This is a genomic window from Priestia sp. FW507-14D1A, assembly GCF_058781295.1.
Genome location: NZ_JBYSWQ010000019.1, coordinates 1 through 20,076, shown reverse-complemented (window position 1 = coordinate 20,076; position 20,076 = coordinate 1). Strand labels below are relative to the sequence as shown.

Here is a 20,076-nt window from a genome sequence, read left to right as displayed (position 1 = left end):
AAAAAATAAAAATTAACGTTGACGTTTGTCGCTTTGTTCAGTTTTCAAAGTTCAACCGCCGCTCTTAAGCGACTTTACTATCTTATCAAGTTATCAACGTAATGTCAACAACTTTTTTATTTCTTTTTGTTGTTTTCGCTTGTCTGCGTTAGCAACAGATATAAATATACCAAATCGTTTTCATAAAAACAAGAGGTAAATTAAAAGTTTAAATTTTCTAATATTATTAACTAAAAAAAGATGGCCGTAGCCATCTCTTTTTTAGCGTTGACGCATATGTGGGAATAATAGTACATCACGGATTGACGGTGCATTTGTTAGTAACATAACAAGGCGGTCAATACCGATTCCTAGACCACCTGTAGGTGGCATACCATATTCTAATGCCTCAATGAAGTCATCATCCATCTCATGTGCTTCATCGTTTCCTTGTTCTTTCTCTTTCAACTGAGCTTCAAAGCGCTCACGTTGGTCAATTGGATCATTTAGCTCTGTAAATGCGTTCGCGTGTTCACGTGCAACGATAAACAGCTCAAAACGGTCAGTAAAGCGCGGATCTTCCGCATTTTTCTTAGCCAATGGAGAGATTTCTACAGGATGTCCGTAAATGAACGTTGGTTGAATTAACTGCTCTTCTACTTTTTGTTCAAAGAATTCATTTACAATATGTCCATATTGCATATGTTCAGTGATTTCTACCCCGTGTTCTTTCGCCAAAGCACGAGCTTCTTCAACAGATGTTTCTCCCCAGAAGTCTACGCCCGTATATTGTTTAATAGCATCGACCATATGAAGTCTTGTCCATTCTGGAGTTAAATCTACCTCTTGATCGCCATACTGAATCTTTGTTGTGCCAAGTACTTCTTGCGCAATGTGTGCAATTAAGTTCTCTGTTAAAGCCATGATATCTTTGTAGTCCGCATACGCTTCGTACAATTCGATCATTGTAAATTCAGGATTGTGACGTGTAGATACACCTTCATTACGGAATACACGGCCAATTTCATATACTTTTTCTAATCCACCTACGATTAAACGTTTTAAATGAAGTTCAATCGCAATACGCATATAAAGTTCCATATCAAGCGCATTGTGGTGTGTCACAAACGGACGAGCTGCTGCTCCACCTGCGATTGAATGCATCATCGGTGTTTCAACTTCTAAATATCCATGATTATCTAAGTAACGGCGCATCGATTGAATAATGCGGCTTCTTGAGATAAATGTTTGTTTACTTTCTGGGTTTGTAATTAAATCTAAGTAACGTTGACGGTAGCGCTGTTCAATATCTTTTAAGCCATGATATTTATCTGGAAGTGGACGAAGCGCTTTTGTTAGTAACGTAAAATCTTTTACTTTGATAGAAAGTTCGCCAACTTTTGTTTTGAATAAAACACCTTCAACCCCTACCAAGTCACCAATATCTACGCTGCTGAAGATTTCATACTGTTCTTCGCCAATTGCATCTTTACGTACATAAAGCTGAATTTGTCCTGTTAAATCTTGAACGTGAGCGAAACCTGCTTTTCCTTTTCCACGCTTTGTCATAATACGACCAGCTAGTGACACAGGCACTTCATTTTCTTCTAACTGTTCTTTTGTTAACTCGTCATACTCACTAATTAATTGCTGTGATGTATGTGTACGTTCAAAACGTTGACCAAACGGATCAATACCTTGATCTCGTAGGTTGCTCATTTTTTCGCGACGAACGAGAAATTGATCATTTAATTCTTCATGACTCATCGTTTACTCATCTCCATCGTATAATTAAGTTTTCCGAAACAGAAAAAAGGCCAGCATGTTTACTGGCAACTACTACGTTTCTTTAAAATTATTATAGGTTCAGTCGTTTCTCTATGTCAAATCGCTTTATTCTTGCTTCGCTTCTCTTTTTCTTCGATTTCTCTAACAAGCTACCGAATAAACCAACAACCTGCGAAACCAAACCTCAAAGTTTTACTCAGAACTCTACTTTACGCCAATATAAAAATGAATCAACTAATAAGATTCATTTTCACTTATGTAAATCATTACGATTATTTTCGAACATATCTAGTATACCCGTTGTTTGCTCTCGAAATAATTTTACATCTTTCAAATCTGATAAACGTGTTGTGATGGTTTCAACTTTTTCTTCTGCTACAGGGAGAATAAGAGATGGAGCTAGTTCGTTTAGAGGAACCATCACAAACGCTCGTTCAAACATTCGGGGATGAGGGACGCTCAGTCTGTCCGTATGAATGATTTCATTACTATAAAGTAAGATATCTAAATCAAGGGTTCTAGGTCCCCATACAATCTCTCTTTTTCGGCCTGCCGTTTGTTCAATGGCTTGCAAACAATCTAAAAGGTGCTCTGACGAATACACTGTTTGTATTTTTACTACCATGTTTAAAAAGCTTGCTTGATTCGTATACCCGACCGGGGCCGTTTCATAAACAGATGAAACAGCCACTACCTTAATCTCAGAGTGTTCCATCAAGCCAGTAACTCCTGACTTCAAATGTTCCATTCGATTTTCAATATTTGATCCTAATGCAATATATGCTTCTGTTGTCATTCAACGGCTCCTTTTAATTTCAATAGCTACCGATTGATAATAACCGGGAATTGGCGGATCGGGCTTATATACCTTTACTGTACACGCCTGCACGAGTTCATAATTAGCAAGCAATTCAGATGCAATCGTTTCGGCCACCGTTTCAACTAACTTGAACGTGCGCTTCTCTACAACTTCCTGGCATGTTTGGTATAAATCTGCATAGCTCACGGAGTATTCTAAATTGTCCGTAGTACCAGCTTGTTTTAAATCCAGTTCTACAGATAAATCCACGTGAAAACGCTGCCCTAGTTTATTTTCTTCTGGAAATACGCCATGATATCCATAGAAACGCATATCATTCACATAAATTTTATCCATCTTTAGCCTCTCCTTTCGCTTTTATACATGTAGCTCGTGTCGACTCATTAGCGACATCGTGTAAGAGCGATACTCTTTTTGCAACTGAGCTGTCAACGTATGGTCTCCTACTGAAAACTGCTTATTCTTTACACTTCGAAGAGGTACGATTTCTTGAATGGAATTTGTAACGAAAGCTTCATCACCCTCCAAGAGCTGTTCTACTGTAAATAAGCCTTCTACAACCTCTATGTTTTTCTTTTGTAAAAGCGTAAAGATAAACTGTCTCGTAATTCCATTTAAAATACCTGTTTCAAGAGACGGCGTATATACACAATCATCTTTTACAAAAAATAAATTTGACACAATGCCTTCGGCTAAGAACCCTTCTTTTGTTAAAAAGATACCCTCTTTATTTAAGTCTGAACCAACTTCTCGCTTAGCTAATACATTGTTTAAATAATGATGAGACTTTAACCTCATGGTTCCTTCAGGCGTATTTCGTTTCGTCTCAAGAATAAGCCCCTCTTTTACAAGGGGGCTCGATGGATAAGGCATTGATTTCATATATACGATTGTAGATGGCTTGTCGTATTCTTCCACCTGCAAGCCAATTCCGCCATTTCCTGCTGAGACATTTAATCGAACATACGCATTTTTCTCATTGTTTTTCATTAACAGACTATTAATGATTCCCAACACGTCCTGTGTAGAGTAGTCCCATACAATATTTAATTCACGTAAGCTGCTACGCAGTCGATCCAGATGGTCTTCCACTAAAAATGGATGACCTTCATAAACTCGTAGCGTTTCAAACAGCCCTAGGCCATACATATATCCGTGATCAAACGGAGAAATAGTGGCTTCAGATGCAGGCTTTACTTCGCCATTTACGTATATATACATATCATTACACTCGCTTTTTTTCGTAAGTTTCAATAAAATTCTTCAGCATTTCTTTACCGTAAGAAGTCATGATAGATTCAGGATGGAACTGTACTCCTTCAATAGGTAATGATTTATGGCGAATCGCCATAATTTCATCTTCTGCTGTCCACGCTGAAATCTCAAAGCAATCCGGCAGTGAACTTTTTTCTACAATCAAAGAATGATATCGCGTTGCCGTGAACGGATTATCAAGACCTTTAAAGATAGTACGGCCATCATGATGCATTTCAGATGTTTTACCGTGCATTAATTTATCCGCACGAATCACATTCCCTCCAAAAGCTTGCCCAATCGACTGATGCCCTAAGCATACGCCGAATATTGGAATCTTACCTGCAAAATACTCGATGGCTTCTAGACTGATTCCCGCTTCGTTAGGACTACAAGGTCCCGGGGAGATCATCAAGAAATCTGGATTTAGCACTTCAATTTCAGAAAGTGTAATTTCATCATTTCTTTTTACAAGAAGCTCATGCCCTAGCTCACCTAAATACTGTACTAAATTAAACGTAAAAGAATCATAATTATCAATCATTAATATCATCTTTACTCACCCTCACTCAGCTCATTTTCGCTCTGCTCTTTTGCTTTCCATAGTGCAATTGCTTTTTTCAGTGATTCTTTGTATTCGTGTTTCGGATTTGAATCAATCACAACACCCGCACCAGCCTGCACATAAGCTTGGCCGTCTTGAATAATCATAGTGCGAATCGCAATATTTAATTCCATATCTCCATTAAACCCAATCCAACCAATCGATCCTGTATAAATTCCTCGTCGAACTGGCTCAAGTTCTTCAATGATTTCCATTGTACGAACTTTAGGTGCTCCAGTAATCGTTCCTCCAGGAAAAACCGCATCTACGATATCTACAAAATCTTTGTTGCGCGCGAGCTTGCCTTTTACATTAGACACAATATGCATGACATGTGAATATTTTTCAATAACCATAAACTCGTCAACATGCACGGTACCATATTCGCTTACTCTACCAAGATCATTACGCTCCAAGTCAACAAGCATCACGTGCTCCGCACGCTCTTTTTCGTTATGAATAAGCTCATCCGCTAACTGTTGGTCTTCTTGATCATCCTTACCTCGAGAGCGCGTTCCCGCAATCGGTCTCGTACTGATTTCATCACCGGCTTTTTTCACTAATAGTTCTGGTGAACAGCTCACAATGTGAAATTCTTCTGTCTGCATATAAGACATGTAAGGAGACGGGTTGATTTTTCGTACCTGTTCGTAGATATGCATAGGATGAGTTTGAAGCTGTTGAGACTGTCGAACAGATAAGTTCACTTGAAACACATCGCCTTGCCCGATGTACTCATGTACGCGAGTTGTAGCATCTGAAAAAGCAGCTTCAGACATCGAAACCTCACTCTTTTCGGCAACACGATGAATCCACTCATATGAGAGTCCTTCAGTACTTGCCTCCATCCAGTCCTTTTTGTATTGATCAATACGCTTATGTGCCTTCTCTTTACAATCTGCTTCGTCATTAACGATAATCCAGAGCTTTTCCTTTTCTTGATCGTATACAAATACGTCATCGAAAATAAGGAAATGAACGTCCGGCGTTTTCAATGAATCTTCAGCAAGATCAGGTATGGTTTCTACATAGCGGATATAATCATAGCTAATAAAGCCAATTGCTCCACCTTGAAAAGGAGGAAGATCTGGATTCACCTCTGCTTCAAACTTCTTCACCCAGTCTCGCATAAGATGAAGCGGATTACCTTTTTGAACAGTAGCTTGGCCATCCGTTTTGATATGAAGCTCGTTTTGTTCGCCTCGCAAAATGGCTACAGGTTTTAATCCCATCATTTGAAACTTTCCGCCTCGACCGCTTTCAAGCAGGATATGATTCGGTTCCTCTTTTGACAACTCTTGATATTTTTTGAACCATTGGTTTTTAGAGATAGAAATAGATTCGCCCCAAGTCATTCTTTGCTGCATTTGTTCACTCTCCTAAAAATAAATCACCTGCTTTCATTTTACATGATTCTCAGATGAAAAAAAACAGCTTCATATAGAAGCTGTTTTTTTATCGTTTTTATGCTTGTGTTTGTTCCTCGAATTGGAACAACGGAGTACTTAAGTAACGCTCACCGTTACTTGGAATAATCGCTAACACTTTTTTACCTTTTCCAAGCTGTTTTGCAGCCTTTAACGCAGCATAAATCGCAGCCCCAGAAGAGATACCTACTAGTACACCTTCTGTTTTTGCTACTTTACGGGCATAATCAAAAGCTTGGTCGTTTTGAACAGCGACAACTTCGTCATATACTTCCGTGTTAAGCGTATCCGGAACAAAGTTTGCACCAATTCCTTGAATTTTATGAGGTCCTGGTTGACCACCGCTTAAAATCGGAGAATCAGCTGGCTCTACCGCATAAATTTTGATATTTGGGTACTTTTCTTTTAATACTTCACCAGCACCTGTAATAGTACCGCCAGTACCGATACCTGCCACAAATCCATCTAACTGATCGCCAAACTGCTCGATAATTTCTTTAGCCGTTGTTTGACGGTGTACTTCTGGGTTCGCCTCGTTTTGGAACTGTTGAGGAATAAAGTAGCCATGCTCTTTTGCAAGCTCAGTTGCTTTATTAACCGCCCCTTTCATTCCTTCTGGGCCTGGTGTTAACACTAACTCTGCACCGTACGCACGAAGCAGATTACGACGCTCAATACTCATCGTTTCAGGCATTGTTAAAATAGCACGGTATCCTTTTGCTGCAGCTACCATTGCTAAGCCAATTCCTGTGTTACCACTTGTTGGTTCAATGATTGTGTCGCCAGGTTTTAACACACCTTTTGCTTCCGCGTCTTCAATCATCGCTAATGCGATACGATCTTTTACGCTGCTTCCCGGGTTCATAAATTCTAATTTTAAATATACATCCGCCATATCTTCTTCAACTAGACGGTTTAGTTTTACGATTGGTGTTTGACCAATTAACTCTGTAATTGAATTTGCAATACGTGCCATATGACCACTCCTAATACCAACTAATTTTATTGATTTTGTATACAATTTATCAGATGTTTTCTAAATTGTCAATCATTTTGTCTTTCTATTTACCTAATTTTGTTATATTTTTAGATCAATATATACAGAAATAGAACTTAATATCTATAAAAAAAGGCGCTCATTTATAAAATGACGCCTTTTAAGAATCTTTTATTTCATTTAAATTGCTTGTTCTTTCATTTCTTCAAGCTGCTTTTTATCAAAACGATAGGTCTCATTACAGAAATGACACTGGGCTTCAGCTTGGCCATCTTCCTCAATCATTGATTGAATCTCTTCTTGTCCTAAGCTGATAATAGCATTGGCAATTCTTTCTTCTGAGCACTGACATTTGAACTCTACAGGCATTGTCTCCAGAAATTTTACATTTTCTTTTCCAAGAACTTCTTCTAAGATTTCCTCAGGAGAAAGACCTTTTTGAATCAGTTTTGAAATTGGCTCAATCGTCTGTAAGCGTTGTTCAATAGCTGTAATCGTTTCATCATCTGTTCCTGGCAGAAGCTGAATGATAAATCCGCCCGCAGCTAAGATCGTGTTATCAGGGTTAACAAGTACTCCTACACCTACTGAAGATGGGACTTGTTCAGATGTCACAAAATAATACGTGAAATCTTCTCCTAATTCTCCCGATACAATAGGTACTTGTCCGTTAAATTGATCACGCATTCCGATATCTTTTACGACACTCAGCGTTCCATCTGTACCTACAGCACGTGCTACATCTAATTTTCCATGCTGATTTAAATCGAAGTGCGTTTGTGGATTCGTTACATATCCACGCACTTCCCCTTTAGCATTGCTGTCTACTAAAATAACGCCAATTGGGCCGCGGCCTTCAATTTTAATTGTTAGCTTTTGCTCACCCTTTAGCATAGCCCCCATCATGACTCCCGCAGTCATTGAACGTCCCAATGCTGCAGAGGCTGTAGGCCATGTATAGTGACGGCGCTGCGCTTCTCCAACTGTATCCGTTGTTTTTACTGCATAAGCGCGAACTTGACTATTGTAAGCTAGTGCTTTTACTAAATAGTCACCCATAATATACACCTCTTACTCCATATTTTTTGTATAGATTATTTGCAATCCTTTTAAAGTCAAAAATGGATCCACAATATCAATAATATCCGACTCTTTAGCAATCAATGTTGCGAGTCCTCCAGTAGCAATAACTTTAGGATTTACTGTTGCTTGCTCTTTCATTCTTGCTACAATTCCTTCTACTTGTCCAACGTATCCATATAAAATACCTGCTTGCATCGCAGATACTGTATTTTTTCCCACAATGCTATTTGGTCGCGCAATTTCAATTCGCGGAAGCTTAGATGCTCTTGAATAAAGAGCTTCTGTCGAAATATTAATACCAGGGGCAATCGCACCACCCATATATTGCTTATTTTCATCAATATAGCAATATGTGGTTGCGGTACCAAAATCAACGATAATTAAAGGGCTTCCGTACAGCTGAATTCCAGCAACAGCATTTACAATACGGTCTGCTCCCACTTCACGCGGATTTTCATATTTAATATTTAAACCCGTCTTAATTCCAGGACCAACAACAAGCGGCTTTAAATGAAAATACTTTTGACACATTCTCTCCAATGCAAACATAATAGGAGGAACAACAGAGGAAATAATAATACCATGAATATCTTTAAAAGATAAACTAACGTGCTCAAGCAAGGCTTTGATTGTCATGCCATACTCGTCTTCTGTTTTATTACGGCTTGTTTCTACACGCCAGTGATACTTTAATTCATCTCCATCGTATACACCTAATACCGTATTCGTATTTCCAACATCTAATACAAAAATCATTTCAATCACCACTTTATATAAATTCAGTATTCACACTGAAACCATCATACCATAACTGGTAAATAGACGTGTATATTCTAGATAAAATAGGAATATAATGACACGATTCTCTAGTGGATATCCTACTTATCCACCATATATATGAAAACCTTCTACCCAACCTAACTTTTGCCCATAAAAAAATCAGTGGAGAATATCTCCACTGATTTTTATTTCCTTATGCTTTTGGCTCATCATCGTCTGTCTTTGTTTGGATGTTTACTTTAACATCTTCATCTGTTACGTGACTAGAACGGTCTGGAAGAGTTCCATGATCTACTAAGTGGTTGATTTGCTCAGCGTCTAACGTTTCTACTTCTAACAATGTTTGAGCTACAAGCTCTAATTTGTCACGATTTTCCGTTAAGATCTGCTTCGCACGCTCATAGCTTTCTTTAATGAAACGTTGAATTTCATTATCAATTTCATGAGCAATCGCATCACTGTAGTTTTGTTCACTGTGTAAATCACGACCTAAGAATACTTGGCCTTGTTGTGATTGACCAAATTGCATTGGTCCTAACTTTTCACTCATACCGTATTCTGTTACCATTTTACGAGCGATGCTTGTTGCACGCTGGAAGTCATTGTGAGCACCTGTACTCACTTCGCCGAAAATAATTTCCTCAGCTACGCGACCACCAAGCAATCCAACGATTTTATCCAGCAGCTCTGGCTTCGTCATAAAGTAGCGATCTTCTTTTGGTAACATAACAGCATATCCACCAGCTTGCCCACGTGGAACAATGGTTACTTTATGTACCATATCAGCTTCGTCTAATACGACACCGATAATTGTATGTCCTGCTTCATGATAAGCAACAATATTGCGTTCTTTTTTAGAAATAACTCGACTTTTCTTAGCTGGACCTGCAATTACGCGGTCTGTTGCTTCGTCAATGTCAACCATTTCAATTTTCTTTTTGTCCTGTCTAGCAGCTACTAAGGCAGCTTCGTTTAACAAGTTTTCGAGATCTGCACCTGAGAAACCTGGCGTACGCATAGCAATTGCTTTTAAGTTTACTGATTCATCTAAAGGCTTATTGCGAGCATGTACTTTAAGCACTGCTTCACGGCCATTTACATCTGGACGATCTACCGTAATTTGACGGTCGAAGCGGCCTGGACGTAATAACGCTGGATCTAAAATATCCGGGCGGTTTGTTGCTGCAATGATAATGATACCTTCGTTAGCGCCAAAACCATCCATCTCAACAAGCAATTGGTTCAATGTTTGTTCACGCTCATCGTGTCCGCCACCAAGACCTGCGCCACGTTGACGACCTACAGCATCGATTTCATCAATAAAGATAATACATGGAGCATTCTTCTTCGCATTTTCGAATAAATCACGAACACGAGAAGCACCGACCCCAACAAACATTTCAACAAAGTCTGAACCACTGATAGAGAAGAAAGGAACGCCTGCTTCACCAGCAACAGCTCTTGCTAATAATGTTTTACCAGTACCAGGAGGTCCCACAAGTAAGACACCCTTCGGAATTCTTGCACCTAGCTCTGCGAACTTACGAGGATCTTTTAAGAACTCAACAACTTCCACAAGTTCTTGCTTTTCTTCGTCTGCACCAGCTACGTCTTTAAATTTAACCTTTTTCTTTTCTTCACTGTAAAGCTTAGCCTTACTTTTACCGAAGTTCATAACGCGGCTTCCGCCACCTTGAGCTTGGTTCAGTAAGAAGAAGAATAGGATGAAAATAATAACAAACGGAATGATTGACGTAAAGAACGTTACCCAGCCGCTTGTTTCATCAGCAGGTTTAAAATCAACTTCTACTTGATTATTTTCGGAAGCAGCGTCAATACGATCAAGTGCTTTGTCACCATCTACGATGTAAGTTTGGAACGTTTGATCCTTTTTATAAGAATCTAACTTCCCTTGCACAACATACACGCCTCTTTCAGGCTTCATAGAGAGTGATTTCACATCACCTTTGTCTAAGTGTTGAACAAATGTATCGTATCTCATTGGTTCTGCTTTTTGATTAGAGCCACTAAAGAAGCTTACCACGCCAATAATGACTAAAAATATAAGTAAATAAAAGATGGTATTACGGAAGATCCGATTCATTTCTTACCTCCTCCCACGATAAACAAATACTGTATTCAATACTAACATAGAACATTTATCCTATCCAATAAATTGCACTTGGATATGTGCTTATTAATTGCTGTATACTTGCGGTTTAAGAACCCCAATATACGGCAGGTTACGATATTTCTCTTGATAATCTAATCCATACCCTACTACGAATGCATCAGGTACTTCAAATCCAACGTAATCTGCTTTAATAGATGCTTTACGACCTGTTGGTTTGTCTAAGAGTGTGACAATCTTAATTGACTTAGCTTTACGGTACTTGAATAACTCTACAAGGTAGCTAAGCGTTAAGCCGCTGTCGATAATATCCTCTAAGATAAGAATGTCTCGACCTTCAACTGATGTATCTAAATCTTTTAGGATTTTTACTTCACCAGAAGAAACCATCGCATTGCCATAACTTGATACATCCATAAAATCCATTTCTAAATATGTATCAACACGCTTAATTAGATCAGACATAAAAGGCATAGCGCCTTTCAATACACCGATTACCAAAGGAAAACGGTCAGCGTATTCCTCAGATAATAGCTTACCCAATTCTTTTACTTTCTGTTGTATTTCTTCTTCTGAAATCAAAATTTCTTGAATATCCTGCTTCATTCCTTACTTGCCTCCTAGAAGTTTTCGCTACTTATAGTATAAAATAACATATCTGGACTTATGTGTATGCAGTTCATAAGCAGATTTTTTCAAACCAGGTAGCCACAAAATAGTTCCTTGGCTATCTTCCACTACCGGCCAATGATCTCTGAATTGTAAAGGGATTTTTTCATCGATAAAAATATCCTTTACTTTTTTATGTCCCTTCATGCCCTTTACTCGCATTTTATCGCCATTTTTTCGTGTCCTTACCTTTAATGATTGTAAATCGTGAGCTTCATCTAAAAGAAAAACATCGTTTCCTTTTATATCTTCGACTTTATTATGTATTTCACAAATAAGCTGGTGACCATTTGGAAGCTCGACGACCCCTGGAATCGGAACAATAAATTCATATGGCTCGATGTTCCCCTCATTAAAGGTGAAAAGACAGTCGTTGTAAGATCGGATAATGCGCAAACCATTTGGAAAATCAAGCGTACCAGACGGTTTTTCACTTTCACAAAATCCTACTAACATGTCAACATGCGCTGAGGAAAGGGTTGGAGGAATTTCTTTATAGAGATAGTTTAATATTAGTTGAATACCACGCCTTTGTAAAGGCTTGCGTATCCTTAGAAAACAATCTCTATCAATGAGAATTTCATTTTGCAATTTCTTTCTCATTACTTTATTCATCACATCGGTCGTTAATTCCTCTAAGTATGCTTGATCTTCATGCAAGTTCTCGCTAAATTGTTGAAATTTTTCATGTACAGCGGCGTTTTCTTGCTTTAAAAATGGCAAAACGTAATGACGAAACCGATTTCTCGTGTACGAATCTTTCTCATTACTCGGGTCAACCCGAGGGGTAAGCCCATGTAGCTTACAGTAGCGATTGATTTCTTCTTTCGTTACGGCTAGGAACGGCCTAATAATAAATCCATCCCCATATGGCCGCTTGGGCTGCATCCCTGCGTATCCATTCATCGTACTGCCTCGAACCATTCGCATTAACATCGTTTCAATCTGATCATCTCCGTGATGTCCTAATGCAAGAAGATTTGCTTTGTGCTTCTTCATAACATGAGTAAAAAATGTATAGCGGCATTCTCTGGCTGCTACTTGAGAAGATAACTTTCTTTCCTTCTGATAGGCAGTAACATCAATCTGCTTCGCTTCACATTTAATATTCAATTGTTTGCAGTAGTTCTGCACATATTCCATATCTTGCTGTGACTCTTTGCCCCGGAACATATGATCAACATGAGCAGCAATAATCGTGAGAGATTTTTGCTCTTTCAAACTCCATAAGAAATGCAGCAGTGCTAAAGAATCAGGACCACCAGAAATACCTACAACCACTGTAGAGCCTGCGGATAATAACTGATGTTTTGTCATAAAATTGTTCACTTGCTTTTCCATAGGAATGACTCATCCTTATAATGTACACGCAATAATGTATCATTAATTTACTTTATACGAATGACTATAAGGAAAGTTTCACAATTTCTCCAAACTTTATAGCACTTGAATAAATAGATACAAAATATAAATCAACATTACAGACGTACAAAGTAGTAGCGTCTCTAACACGTGAGAACGCTTCTTCTTTACTTTAACACGAGGGGCAGACGGTTGACGAACGTTTTGAGGCTTTGTTCCTTTACTTTTTGCCCCTCTTCTTTTTTCGACCGATAACACCTCTGTTTTCATTTCTTTAGCTGACTTATACTTTCCCGTAACCGCTTGATACAAAACGTCCCCGAAAGGTTCCAACTGCTTTGTTGTTAATATAAATTGTTTTAATTGTTCAGCCGGTTTGTCCGTTTTATTAATTCGCTTTCCATAAGCTGCGTGAATCAAAACCATAGATACAGCAAACAAATCATAGGTTGGTTCTGCTTTTCGGGAGCCAAGCCCCCAGTGCGCTCGATCATAAAAGTCGGTAAACTCTTTTATTGACCGCCCTTGCAGAGTTGTTCCTCCGACGTCAATCCATCGAACTTTTACGGGGTTAGATGTTACGACCAGGTTTTCTGGTTTTAAATCACCAAATACCCACCCTTCTTCATGAAGGTTTTCTAAGTCTGTTAAGAGCTGACTTGCAAATACTTGTAGCCATTCCGTCCCTCTTGTGGAGATAAAGGAAAGGAGAGGCTGCCCTTTCACATACTCCATTACATAAAAAGAAAGAGCGTGAGAACCATAGCTCCAATCATCTACATCAAGTAAGCGCGGTCCTAGTACTTTGTCTTTGACTTGAGAGAGCTTTTTTAATACATTCACTTCTGCTGTAACGGACATGTTGGAAAAGCTTATTTTTAACGCTGCTAGCGTTCCGTTTACTAATTGGACTAAATAGACAACTCCAGTTGCCCCCACGCCTAATTTCTCAAGAATTTTATAATGGACGTGATGCCATTTTCCTTGAATTTCTGTTCCCGGAGATAGGTTACATACCTGATTCTTCAATGTATTGTTCATTATTTTTTAACAACCCTCTCAATGAGCGCTTTTTGGTGAAATAATGAGTAGCCTCTTTGATAGCCGGTCCAGTAGGCGTAATACCTCCTGCTGTTAGTTTCGGAAAAATCGTTGAAAGCGACTCTAATCTTGGATTCCAGTCCATTAGCTTCTCTACATCTTTCTTTTTCCCAGGAAATAAAAAGATTGAAAATTGATTATGCCCCATGCGAGCATTCAAGCTTAACGATAAATCTAACAGCGACTCCTTTACAGTAGGAAGCTTATTTTTCATACTTCCGCTCATGTCAACTAAAATAAGAATCTCTAAGTCAACCGTTTCCCCAAGTTCATCAACAACTTCCATGATTTCTCCTCGCTTCTCAGGAGATAACTCTTCTAATCTTGAATTAGATGAACCTAGAATTTGCTGAAGTTCTTTATTTACAACGCCTTGAAGTGTTTGCGTCATTGCCTGCCTTGTAACCATTTGAACAGTTTGAGAAAGCTGTTTTACGTAAACAATTTGACTCACGCCACCGCCTGACATGGCAATGCCTTCTATTTCATTCGTGCTTTGCTCATCAATTGTGTCCTCTTCCATCACACCAATAACGTTTACACTAATCCCTTGTTCTTTAGCTAGTGCTGCCATTGCTACCGGATCTTCACCTGTATTCGAACCACCGTCCGTAATGACCAACATCTGTTTCAATGTACCTTTTTTCATAAAAAAATCCCCTCCTCATTATCAGTATTAACATGATAGACGAGGAGGAGATAAAATATACTTCTATCTAACTATTGTGCTTTTTTACGATAAGCGTAAGAAGGGATCGATGACCATTTCGGAGTATTGTGCTGAAGTTTTGCCACAACTACCGTCATATCATCTTCAATTAAACCTGATTTTGTTCGAATAACTTCTTCCATAATTAAGTCTGCAATTTCTTGTGGATCGTTTGTTTGAAGCTCTCCAATTTTTCGCTTCATCCACATTTCGTAGTTCTCAACGTGTTTTGGTCCTTCAAATACACCGTCACTCATCATAATTAATAAGTCTTCGGCCTTCATTTGTTCATTCACAACATCCACTTCAAATTCTTCAATAATGCCCATCGGCAAATTGCTTGCCTGTATTTTAATCACCTTATCTCCACGTTTGATGAAGCTTGGCGTAGAACCGATTTTCAAGAAGTTTACATTAGCATCTTGTAAGTCGATCATCGCTAAATCTAACGTAGAAAAGATCTCATCGTTTGTACGCAGCGATAAAATAGAGTTAATCGATTTAATTGCAATTGTCTCTTCTATTCCTGTTTGTAAAATTTGTTTTAACAGCTGAAGCGTTTCGCTGCTTTCATAGTGGGCACGCTCTCCATTCCCCATACCATCGCTAATAGCTAGTGCATACTTACCGGCGTTTAGCTCAATCATGGAGTAGCTGTCACCGGATACAAACCCTCCGCCTTTAGCAGCATGTGCTACGCCTGTATCAACAACGTACGCTTTTGTACAGCCAAACGAAACGTGGCAATAGCCTTGAGGATATTTAGCACATTCTTCGTTCTTTACTACAATACTTTCACCTAAAATATCTGTAAGCATTGGCGCAATAATCTTCTCGCATTCTCCTCTTCCGTGACAATATGGCACCCACATTTCAATATCTACATTTCCAGGTTCTAAGCTATAAATTTCAATTTGATTGATTTCCATCCCAAAGTTACGAAGAGCTTCTAAAATCTGTTCTTCTTGTACATTTAAATTTTCGCGCTCTCGCTTAATTTCTTTTGCAAAATTCCCCATGACTTCAGAAACACCGTGAAGCTGTTCTGCTACAATCCTTCTACTTTCTTGAATTTGGGCTTTTAAGTGCTGATTGGCTTTAAAATACGTAAGTTCATGCTCAATCACATCGATGACTTTTTTCGATTTCACACAATGTTTGTCCATTTCTCGAATTAGTCTTGGGTTTTGTTCAAGAGTGCCATTATCAACTTCAAGCATAATTTCCTTCATATATTCATAGGTTGTATCAAACTGCTGTGCCCAACATTGTTCTTTTTTAAAACAAAATTGGCACGTTCTTTCGGTAACGCTGCTTAAGAAATAATCGACTTCTTTATCCGCGCTTGGCTTTTCATCATAAAATCCATTTTGCGTAAAGCTTTTGGAAAGTGCTTGAAAAACATTTGAGAACTGTTCTACGCGATTCGCTGTTACGTCTCGGATCTTGCGCACGTACTGCTGTTGTTCAAGCATGTTTTCAGATGTCCCTGGTACTAGTTTACTTAAGTTTTTCAAAACAAAAGATGGGGTTAATAAAAATAGGACAACGGCCGTAAGTGATTCATACAAATTAGTCGTCAACCCTTGATCTGCCTGAGCATATAGGCCAATTAGCAATGAACCAACAACCAGCCCAAGAGCTGCCCCTAGCTTTTTACCGTCTTTTAAAAGTCCTCCAAGCAAGCCGGAAAAAGCGAGTAAACTCATTTCGTACAAACTAGAAACATTGGCGAAGCTTAAAATTAAACCGGTTACGACCCCCACCGTAGCTCCTATCGTAGGGCCAGATACAAACGCAAAAACTAATACTAAGTAACGAGATAATATATGTTCAGCCGAAAGCCCGTAAATCATCCACCCTATTGTCCCCGTCATAACAGATGCCAATAAAATAATAAGAGAGATCACTTCTTCTGTTTTTAATGATTGTTTTCGCTTTCGGTATGAAATTAAAGGCACGCTTTGTAAGAAAATCATTGTTAAGATAAAGCTCAACCCCGCTTCTACTGCCACAAATGTAAAATCATACATGGTGAATTCCTTGGTAAACACATAAAAAATAGTTAGTTTTGTAAGTAACATCGCGCTAAATACAGTGAACGGCAGCTTTTTTAACGGATCCATTGTCAGTATGCCGCTAAATCGATGAATTAGTAAGAAAACAAATAGTGTAGCAAATACGGTACCTCCATTTTGAATGGAAACACTAAATGCCCCTGCCAATACGGCTAAACTTGCTAACGGTGCTTTTTCTTTCTTTATAGCCATTACAGCTGCAAAGAATGGCAAAGCAAATGGCATGATTTTCATTAAAATTAACGCTCGTCCTAATAAAAAACCTACGACTAGCAGCAACAATCCCCATTGAAATAACACCTTTTCCGTTTTCATACCCGCCTTTGTAAACACACGGGACATTTCTAATCTAGTTCGGTTAAATACCGCCTCTGTTGTTGGACTTGCAAAATCTCTTTCCGTCTTTTGCATTCTCCCACCACCCGCTAATTATACTTATTCATTATTATATCGCGGCGAAAGGTGAAATTTTGTCAAACGGACTAGCAAAATACCTATAATCGTTCGACTATTTTCTAGTATTATATTGAAAACTATACAAAAAGATGTACAATCTTACATGGCAATTTAAAAAATATCAGAGATACTGTTTGCCTCAGAGAAAGCCTATGCTCATCATTCTTTTTTAAAAGCAAATAATAGTCTATAAAAATAACAAAAAAGTTATTGACAATATCCCAGCTTTTTTATATTATTATAAATGTCTTTTAGAGAACGTATAATGGCGGTGTAGCTCAGCTGGCTAGAGCGTACGGTTCATACCCGTGAGGTCGGGGGTTCGATCCCCTCCGCCGCTACTCGAATAACGGCCCGTTGGTCAAGCGGTTAAGACACCGCCCTTTCACGGCGGTAACACGGGTTCGAATCCCGTACGGGTCATCAAAAAGCATGTACAACAGTACATGCTTTTTTTCTACTCTTTTTTACATATAAAAAAGCACCTTTTAGATAAAAGGTACTTTCCAAAAACTCGCTATCTATTTGATATAAGCAGCAAGTTAACCGCGTTTTGCACCGCGTCCACCGCGTTTTGATTCGGTATGGCGTTTTAGGGAAGATAAACGTTCTTCACTGTCTTTTAAGAAACGATTCATTTTTTGTTCGAATGTTTCTTTTGTACGGAAATCATTACCGCCACCACGATTGTTATTACGTTGTGGGCGTGAATCACGTGGACGGTCTGAGCGTGGCGCTCTTGCAGGACGCTCCGGTCTTTCCGGACGTTCTGGTTTGTCTACCGCTTTCTTAATTGAAAGACCAATTTTACCATCTTTCTCAACGTTAATTACTTTGACTTCAACTTCGTCGCCCACTTTTAAATGGTCGTTAATGTCCTTTACGTAATTATCAGCTACTTCACTGATATGAACCAAGCCTGTTGAACCTCCTGGTAACTCAACAAAAGCTCCAAAGTTCGTAATACCTGTTACCTTTCCCTGTAACTTGCTGCCTACTTCGATTGACATAAAAAAAATGCTCCTCCTTAAATGATAAAAGAAATCAATTTATTATATTATACAAAAAGCAAAAATACACTGTCAACGAACCATATGTTTAGTCTTTTTTTACATTAAAGATAATTTCCCCGTCTTCTGATAAAAAATAATCTCTGCGGGCAATTTTTTTAATATAATCATCGTCATTTAACTTGACGATTTCACCTTTTAACTGCTTTTGCTTGCTTTGTAATTTTGTCAGCTGCTGTTCTAATTTCACCTTCTCAGCTTTTTTGTTCTCAATAGCTGAGGTTTGCGTAATTAAAGCTGATACCATCAATCCACCAATGATTAAGGCCAACACTCCAAAAACAGTCAAACGCCTAATTAAACCGATACGCTTTCGATCTGTATTTTGTTTAATTTGCTCTTGTTTATGGCTATAATCAGTATTTAACTTCGCGACCTTTTTTTTTCGTACCGCACTCATTGAATTAGTCGTCCCCCTTGTTTTTTAAAGTGTTCACCCATGCAACGATTCTCATTATCATATTCTTTGCACGATTGTAAATTCCTTCTATATACCGAAAACCCATATGTAAAAATCGTTTTACAGGTTTAGGCATCATTCTCCAAAATACGAAAAGAACCCACCTGGTCGGTACGTAAATAAGCTTTAGACAGAATACGAGCAGCTTATGAACGGCTCGGTAGATTCCTAAAGCGACTACAAGTAGAATATGAATAAAGAAGCGGATAGGCTTGACCAAAAAAATATTACTAAGCGTTAAAACACCTCGATATAAACTTAATACGCTCGAGACAGTAAATGTTAATACTTTTAAATACAGTGATTGAAATAAGCTTTGATACGCGGCAAAACCGCAAAACAAAGCAAGAAACGCATACAAACGCAGTTCTCCTTCATTCACTAAAAACAACACATAAAAAATGAGAAGAGCTTGCACCATCCAAAACAATACGTCATTCACAAATACAAACCATGGGCGTGATTTAGAGCGATTAACAAAGTAACGATAAGTATCGAGAGAAGCACCTAAACCGCTTCCCATCGATACCATCGCAAGCATTGTATAGAGCTGAATGTTTAAACTCATCGAAACAACTTACTAAAGAATCCTTTAGCCTTCTCCGATTGGTTCTCATCTAAGTAAACTATATCAAAGATTTTTCCTTTTATCGATACAATTCCTTGATCAACGTCTAAATTTTTCATTTGCAGATTTTGCCCTCTAACTGACAAGAAACCCATCACTGTTTCAAGTAAAAATTCCTCATTGTCAAAGCTCTCTACCTGCTTCACACCCGTGATATCTAAGAGACGCCGACCCTTCATCACTAAATCATGATTTGGAGTATGGTCTTTGTTTGAATTGCTTGTTTCGTAAAATTGGCTCATATCTTCATCCCCACCTCATTCATTAAGAGCATTCGCTCTTGTTATCTGTTGTTTAAAACATATGAATGAGAAAGGTGATTTAGAACAAGCCTTCATCAGTTATACTTCAGATGAAATACGCTCTTCTTTGACAATTGAGTACAAATTAGCTGCTTCTTCTTTTTTAGCTGCTTCTTGAAGAGCCTCTATTTTAACGGTAATTTTCTTCGTGCCGAATGTGATCGCTAATTCATCTCCTACTTTCACATTTGTGCTTGCTTTTGCAACGATACCATTAATGGTAATACGGCCCTTGTCTGATACTTCTTTTGCTAATGTACGGCGCTTAATTAAACGTGATACTTTTAAAAATTTATCTAACCTCATAATTCCCTCACCTTTCTGTTTTACAAACCTGTTTTTTTGGCTTCTTCCCAAAATTCATCTAACTCTTCTAAC

20 protein-coding genes and 2 tRNA genes are annotated in these 20,076 nt (G+C 38.5%); 2 read left to right on the top strand and 20 right to left on the bottom strand.

What is annotated here, in order from left to right; all coding sequences use genetic code 11:
• Positions 1-261: 261 nt before the first annotated feature.
• From lysS to spoIIE, 15 genes are all read right to left on the bottom strand, one after another.
• Complete coding sequence (gene lysS, locus AC3WJG_RS26265) at positions 262-1,746, bottom strand: lysine--tRNA ligase (protein ID WP_013054894.1); 1,485 nt, start codon at positions 1,744-1,746, stop codon at positions 262-264.
• Between the two features lie 271 nt (positions 1,747-2,017).
• Complete coding sequence (folK, locus tag AC3WJG_RS26260) at positions 2,018-2,563, bottom strand: 2-amino-4-hydroxy-6-hydroxymethyldihydropteridine diphosphokinase (RefSeq protein WP_337134642.1); 546 nt, start codon at positions 2,561-2,563, stop codon at positions 2,018-2,020.
• Positions 2,564-2,923 (bottom strand): dihydroneopterin aldolase, encoded by a 360-nt coding sequence (gene folB, locus AC3WJG_RS26255; RefSeq protein WP_098250023.1) that lies wholly within the window; start codon positions 2,921-2,923, stop codon positions 2,564-2,566.
• 21 nt (positions 2,924-2,944) lie between these two features.
• Positions 2,945-3,808 carry an aminodeoxychorismate lyase gene (gene pabC / locus AC3WJG_RS26250; protein ID WP_098332948.1) on the bottom strand — a complete coding sequence of 288 codons (864 nt, stop codon included), beginning with the start codon at positions 3,806-3,808 and terminating at the stop codon, positions 2,945-2,947.
• A 4-nt stretch (positions 3,809-3,812) separates the two neighbouring features.
• Positions 3,813-4,394, bottom strand: coding sequence for an aminodeoxychorismate/anthranilate synthase component II (gene pabA, locus AC3WJG_RS26245; protein WP_013054890.1), 582 nt, complete (start codon positions 4,392-4,394; stop codon positions 3,813-3,815).
• A 2-nt stretch (positions 4,395-4,396) separates the two neighbouring features.
• Positions 4,397-5,812 carry an aminodeoxychorismate synthase component I gene (pabB, locus tag AC3WJG_RS26240; protein ID WP_028410341.1) on the bottom strand — a complete coding sequence of 472 codons (1,416 nt, stop codon included), beginning with the start codon at positions 5,810-5,812 and terminating at the stop codon, positions 4,397-4,399.
• Between the two features lie 97 nt (positions 5,813-5,909).
• A complete protein-coding gene (gene cysK, locus AC3WJG_RS26235; RefSeq protein WP_060744935.1) occupies positions 5,910-6,848 on the bottom strand; it encodes a cysteine synthase A in 939 nt (312 codons plus the stop codon).
• Between the two features lie 201 nt (positions 6,849-7,049).
• Positions 7,050-7,928 carry an Hsp33 family molecular chaperone HslO gene (hslO, locus tag AC3WJG_RS26230; protein WP_221841461.1) on the bottom strand — a complete coding sequence of 293 codons (879 nt, stop codon included), beginning with the start codon at positions 7,926-7,928 and terminating at the stop codon, positions 7,050-7,052.
• A 12-nt stretch (positions 7,929-7,940) separates the two neighbouring features.
• Positions 7,941-8,708, bottom strand: a complete 768-nt coding sequence (locus tag AC3WJG_RS26225; protein WP_013054886.1) for a type III pantothenate kinase — start codon at positions 8,706-8,708, stop codon at positions 7,941-7,943.
• A gap of 217 nt (positions 8,709-8,925) precedes the next feature.
• Positions 8,926-10,836, bottom strand: a complete 1,911-nt coding sequence (gene ftsH, locus AC3WJG_RS26220; protein WP_221841460.1) for an ATP-dependent zinc metalloprotease FtsH — start codon at positions 10,834-10,836, stop codon at positions 8,926-8,928.
• Positions 10,837-10,929: 93 nt separating this feature from the next.
• Positions 10,930-11,469 carry a hypoxanthine phosphoribosyltransferase gene (gene hpt / locus AC3WJG_RS26215; RefSeq protein ID WP_013054884.1) on the bottom strand — a complete coding sequence of 180 codons (540 nt, stop codon included), beginning with the start codon at positions 11,467-11,469 and terminating at the stop codon, positions 10,930-10,932.
• A 27-nt stretch (positions 11,470-11,496) separates the two neighbouring features.
• Positions 11,497-12,873, bottom strand: coding sequence for a tRNA lysidine(34) synthetase TilS (gene tilS, locus AC3WJG_RS26210; RefSeq protein ID WP_050691228.1), 1,377 nt, complete (start codon positions 12,871-12,873; stop codon positions 11,497-11,499).
• 96 nt (positions 12,874-12,969) lie between these two features.
• Entirely contained in the window at positions 12,970-13,935 is a 966-nt protein-coding gene (gene prkT / locus AC3WJG_RS26205) for a serine/threonine protein kinase PrkT (protein WP_034654932.1), read from the bottom strand.
• A complete protein-coding gene (locus AC3WJG_RS26200; protein ID WP_013054881.1) occupies positions 13,904-14,644 on the bottom strand; it encodes a VWA domain-containing protein in 741 nt (246 codons plus the stop codon). Before AC3WJG_RS26200 ends, prkT begins: the two co-directional genes overlap by 32 nt.
• A 71-nt stretch (positions 14,645-14,715) precedes the next feature.
• Complete coding sequence (spoIIE, locus tag AC3WJG_RS26195; protein WP_013054880.1) at positions 14,716-17,193, bottom strand: stage II sporulation protein E; 2,478 nt, start codon at positions 17,191-17,193, stop codon at positions 14,716-14,718.
• Positions 17,194-17,505: 312 nt separating this feature from the next.
• Between spoIIE and AC3WJG_RS26190 the strand changes: the two genes are divergently transcribed.
• Both AC3WJG_RS26190 and AC3WJG_RS26185 read left to right on the top strand, forming a co-directional pair.
• Positions 17,506-17,579, top strand: a tRNA-Met gene (locus tag AC3WJG_RS26190).
• Positions 17,580-17,589: 10 nt separating this feature from the next.
• Positions 17,590-17,661: transfer RNA gene (locus tag AC3WJG_RS26185), tRNA-Glu, on the top strand.
• A gap of 119 nt (positions 17,662-17,780) precedes the next feature.
• Here AC3WJG_RS26185 and AC3WJG_RS26180 read toward each other — a convergent pair.
• The 5 genes from AC3WJG_RS26180 to AC3WJG_RS26160 form a co-directional block, all read right to left on the bottom strand.
• Entirely contained in the window at positions 17,781-18,248 is a 468-nt protein-coding gene (locus tag AC3WJG_RS26180) for a S1 domain-containing RNA-binding protein (RefSeq protein WP_013054879.1), read from the bottom strand.
• 88 nt (positions 18,249-18,336) lie between these two features.
• Positions 18,337-18,708 carry an FtsB family cell division protein gene (locus AC3WJG_RS26175; protein ID WP_013054878.1) on the bottom strand — a complete coding sequence of 124 codons (372 nt, stop codon included), beginning with the start codon at positions 18,706-18,708 and terminating at the stop codon, positions 18,337-18,339.
• 4 nt (positions 18,709-18,712) lie between these two features.
• A complete protein-coding gene (yabQ, locus tag AC3WJG_RS26170) occupies positions 18,713-19,336 on the bottom strand; it encodes a spore cortex biosynthesis protein YabQ (RefSeq protein WP_050691224.1) in 624 nt (207 codons plus the stop codon).
• Complete coding sequence (gene yabP, locus AC3WJG_RS26165) at positions 19,333-19,638, bottom strand: sporulation protein YabP (protein WP_013054876.1); 306 nt, start codon at positions 19,636-19,638, stop codon at positions 19,333-19,335. The genes yabQ and yabP overlap by 4 nt, the downstream gene beginning before the upstream one ends.
• A 99-nt stretch (positions 19,639-19,737) precedes the next feature.
• Positions 19,738-20,004: an RNA-binding S4 domain-containing protein gene (locus tag AC3WJG_RS26160; protein ID WP_013054875.1), complete on the bottom strand. Its 267-nt coding sequence runs from the start codon at positions 20,002-20,004 to the stop codon at positions 19,738-19,740.
• Positions 20,005-20,076 lie beyond the last annotated feature (72 nt).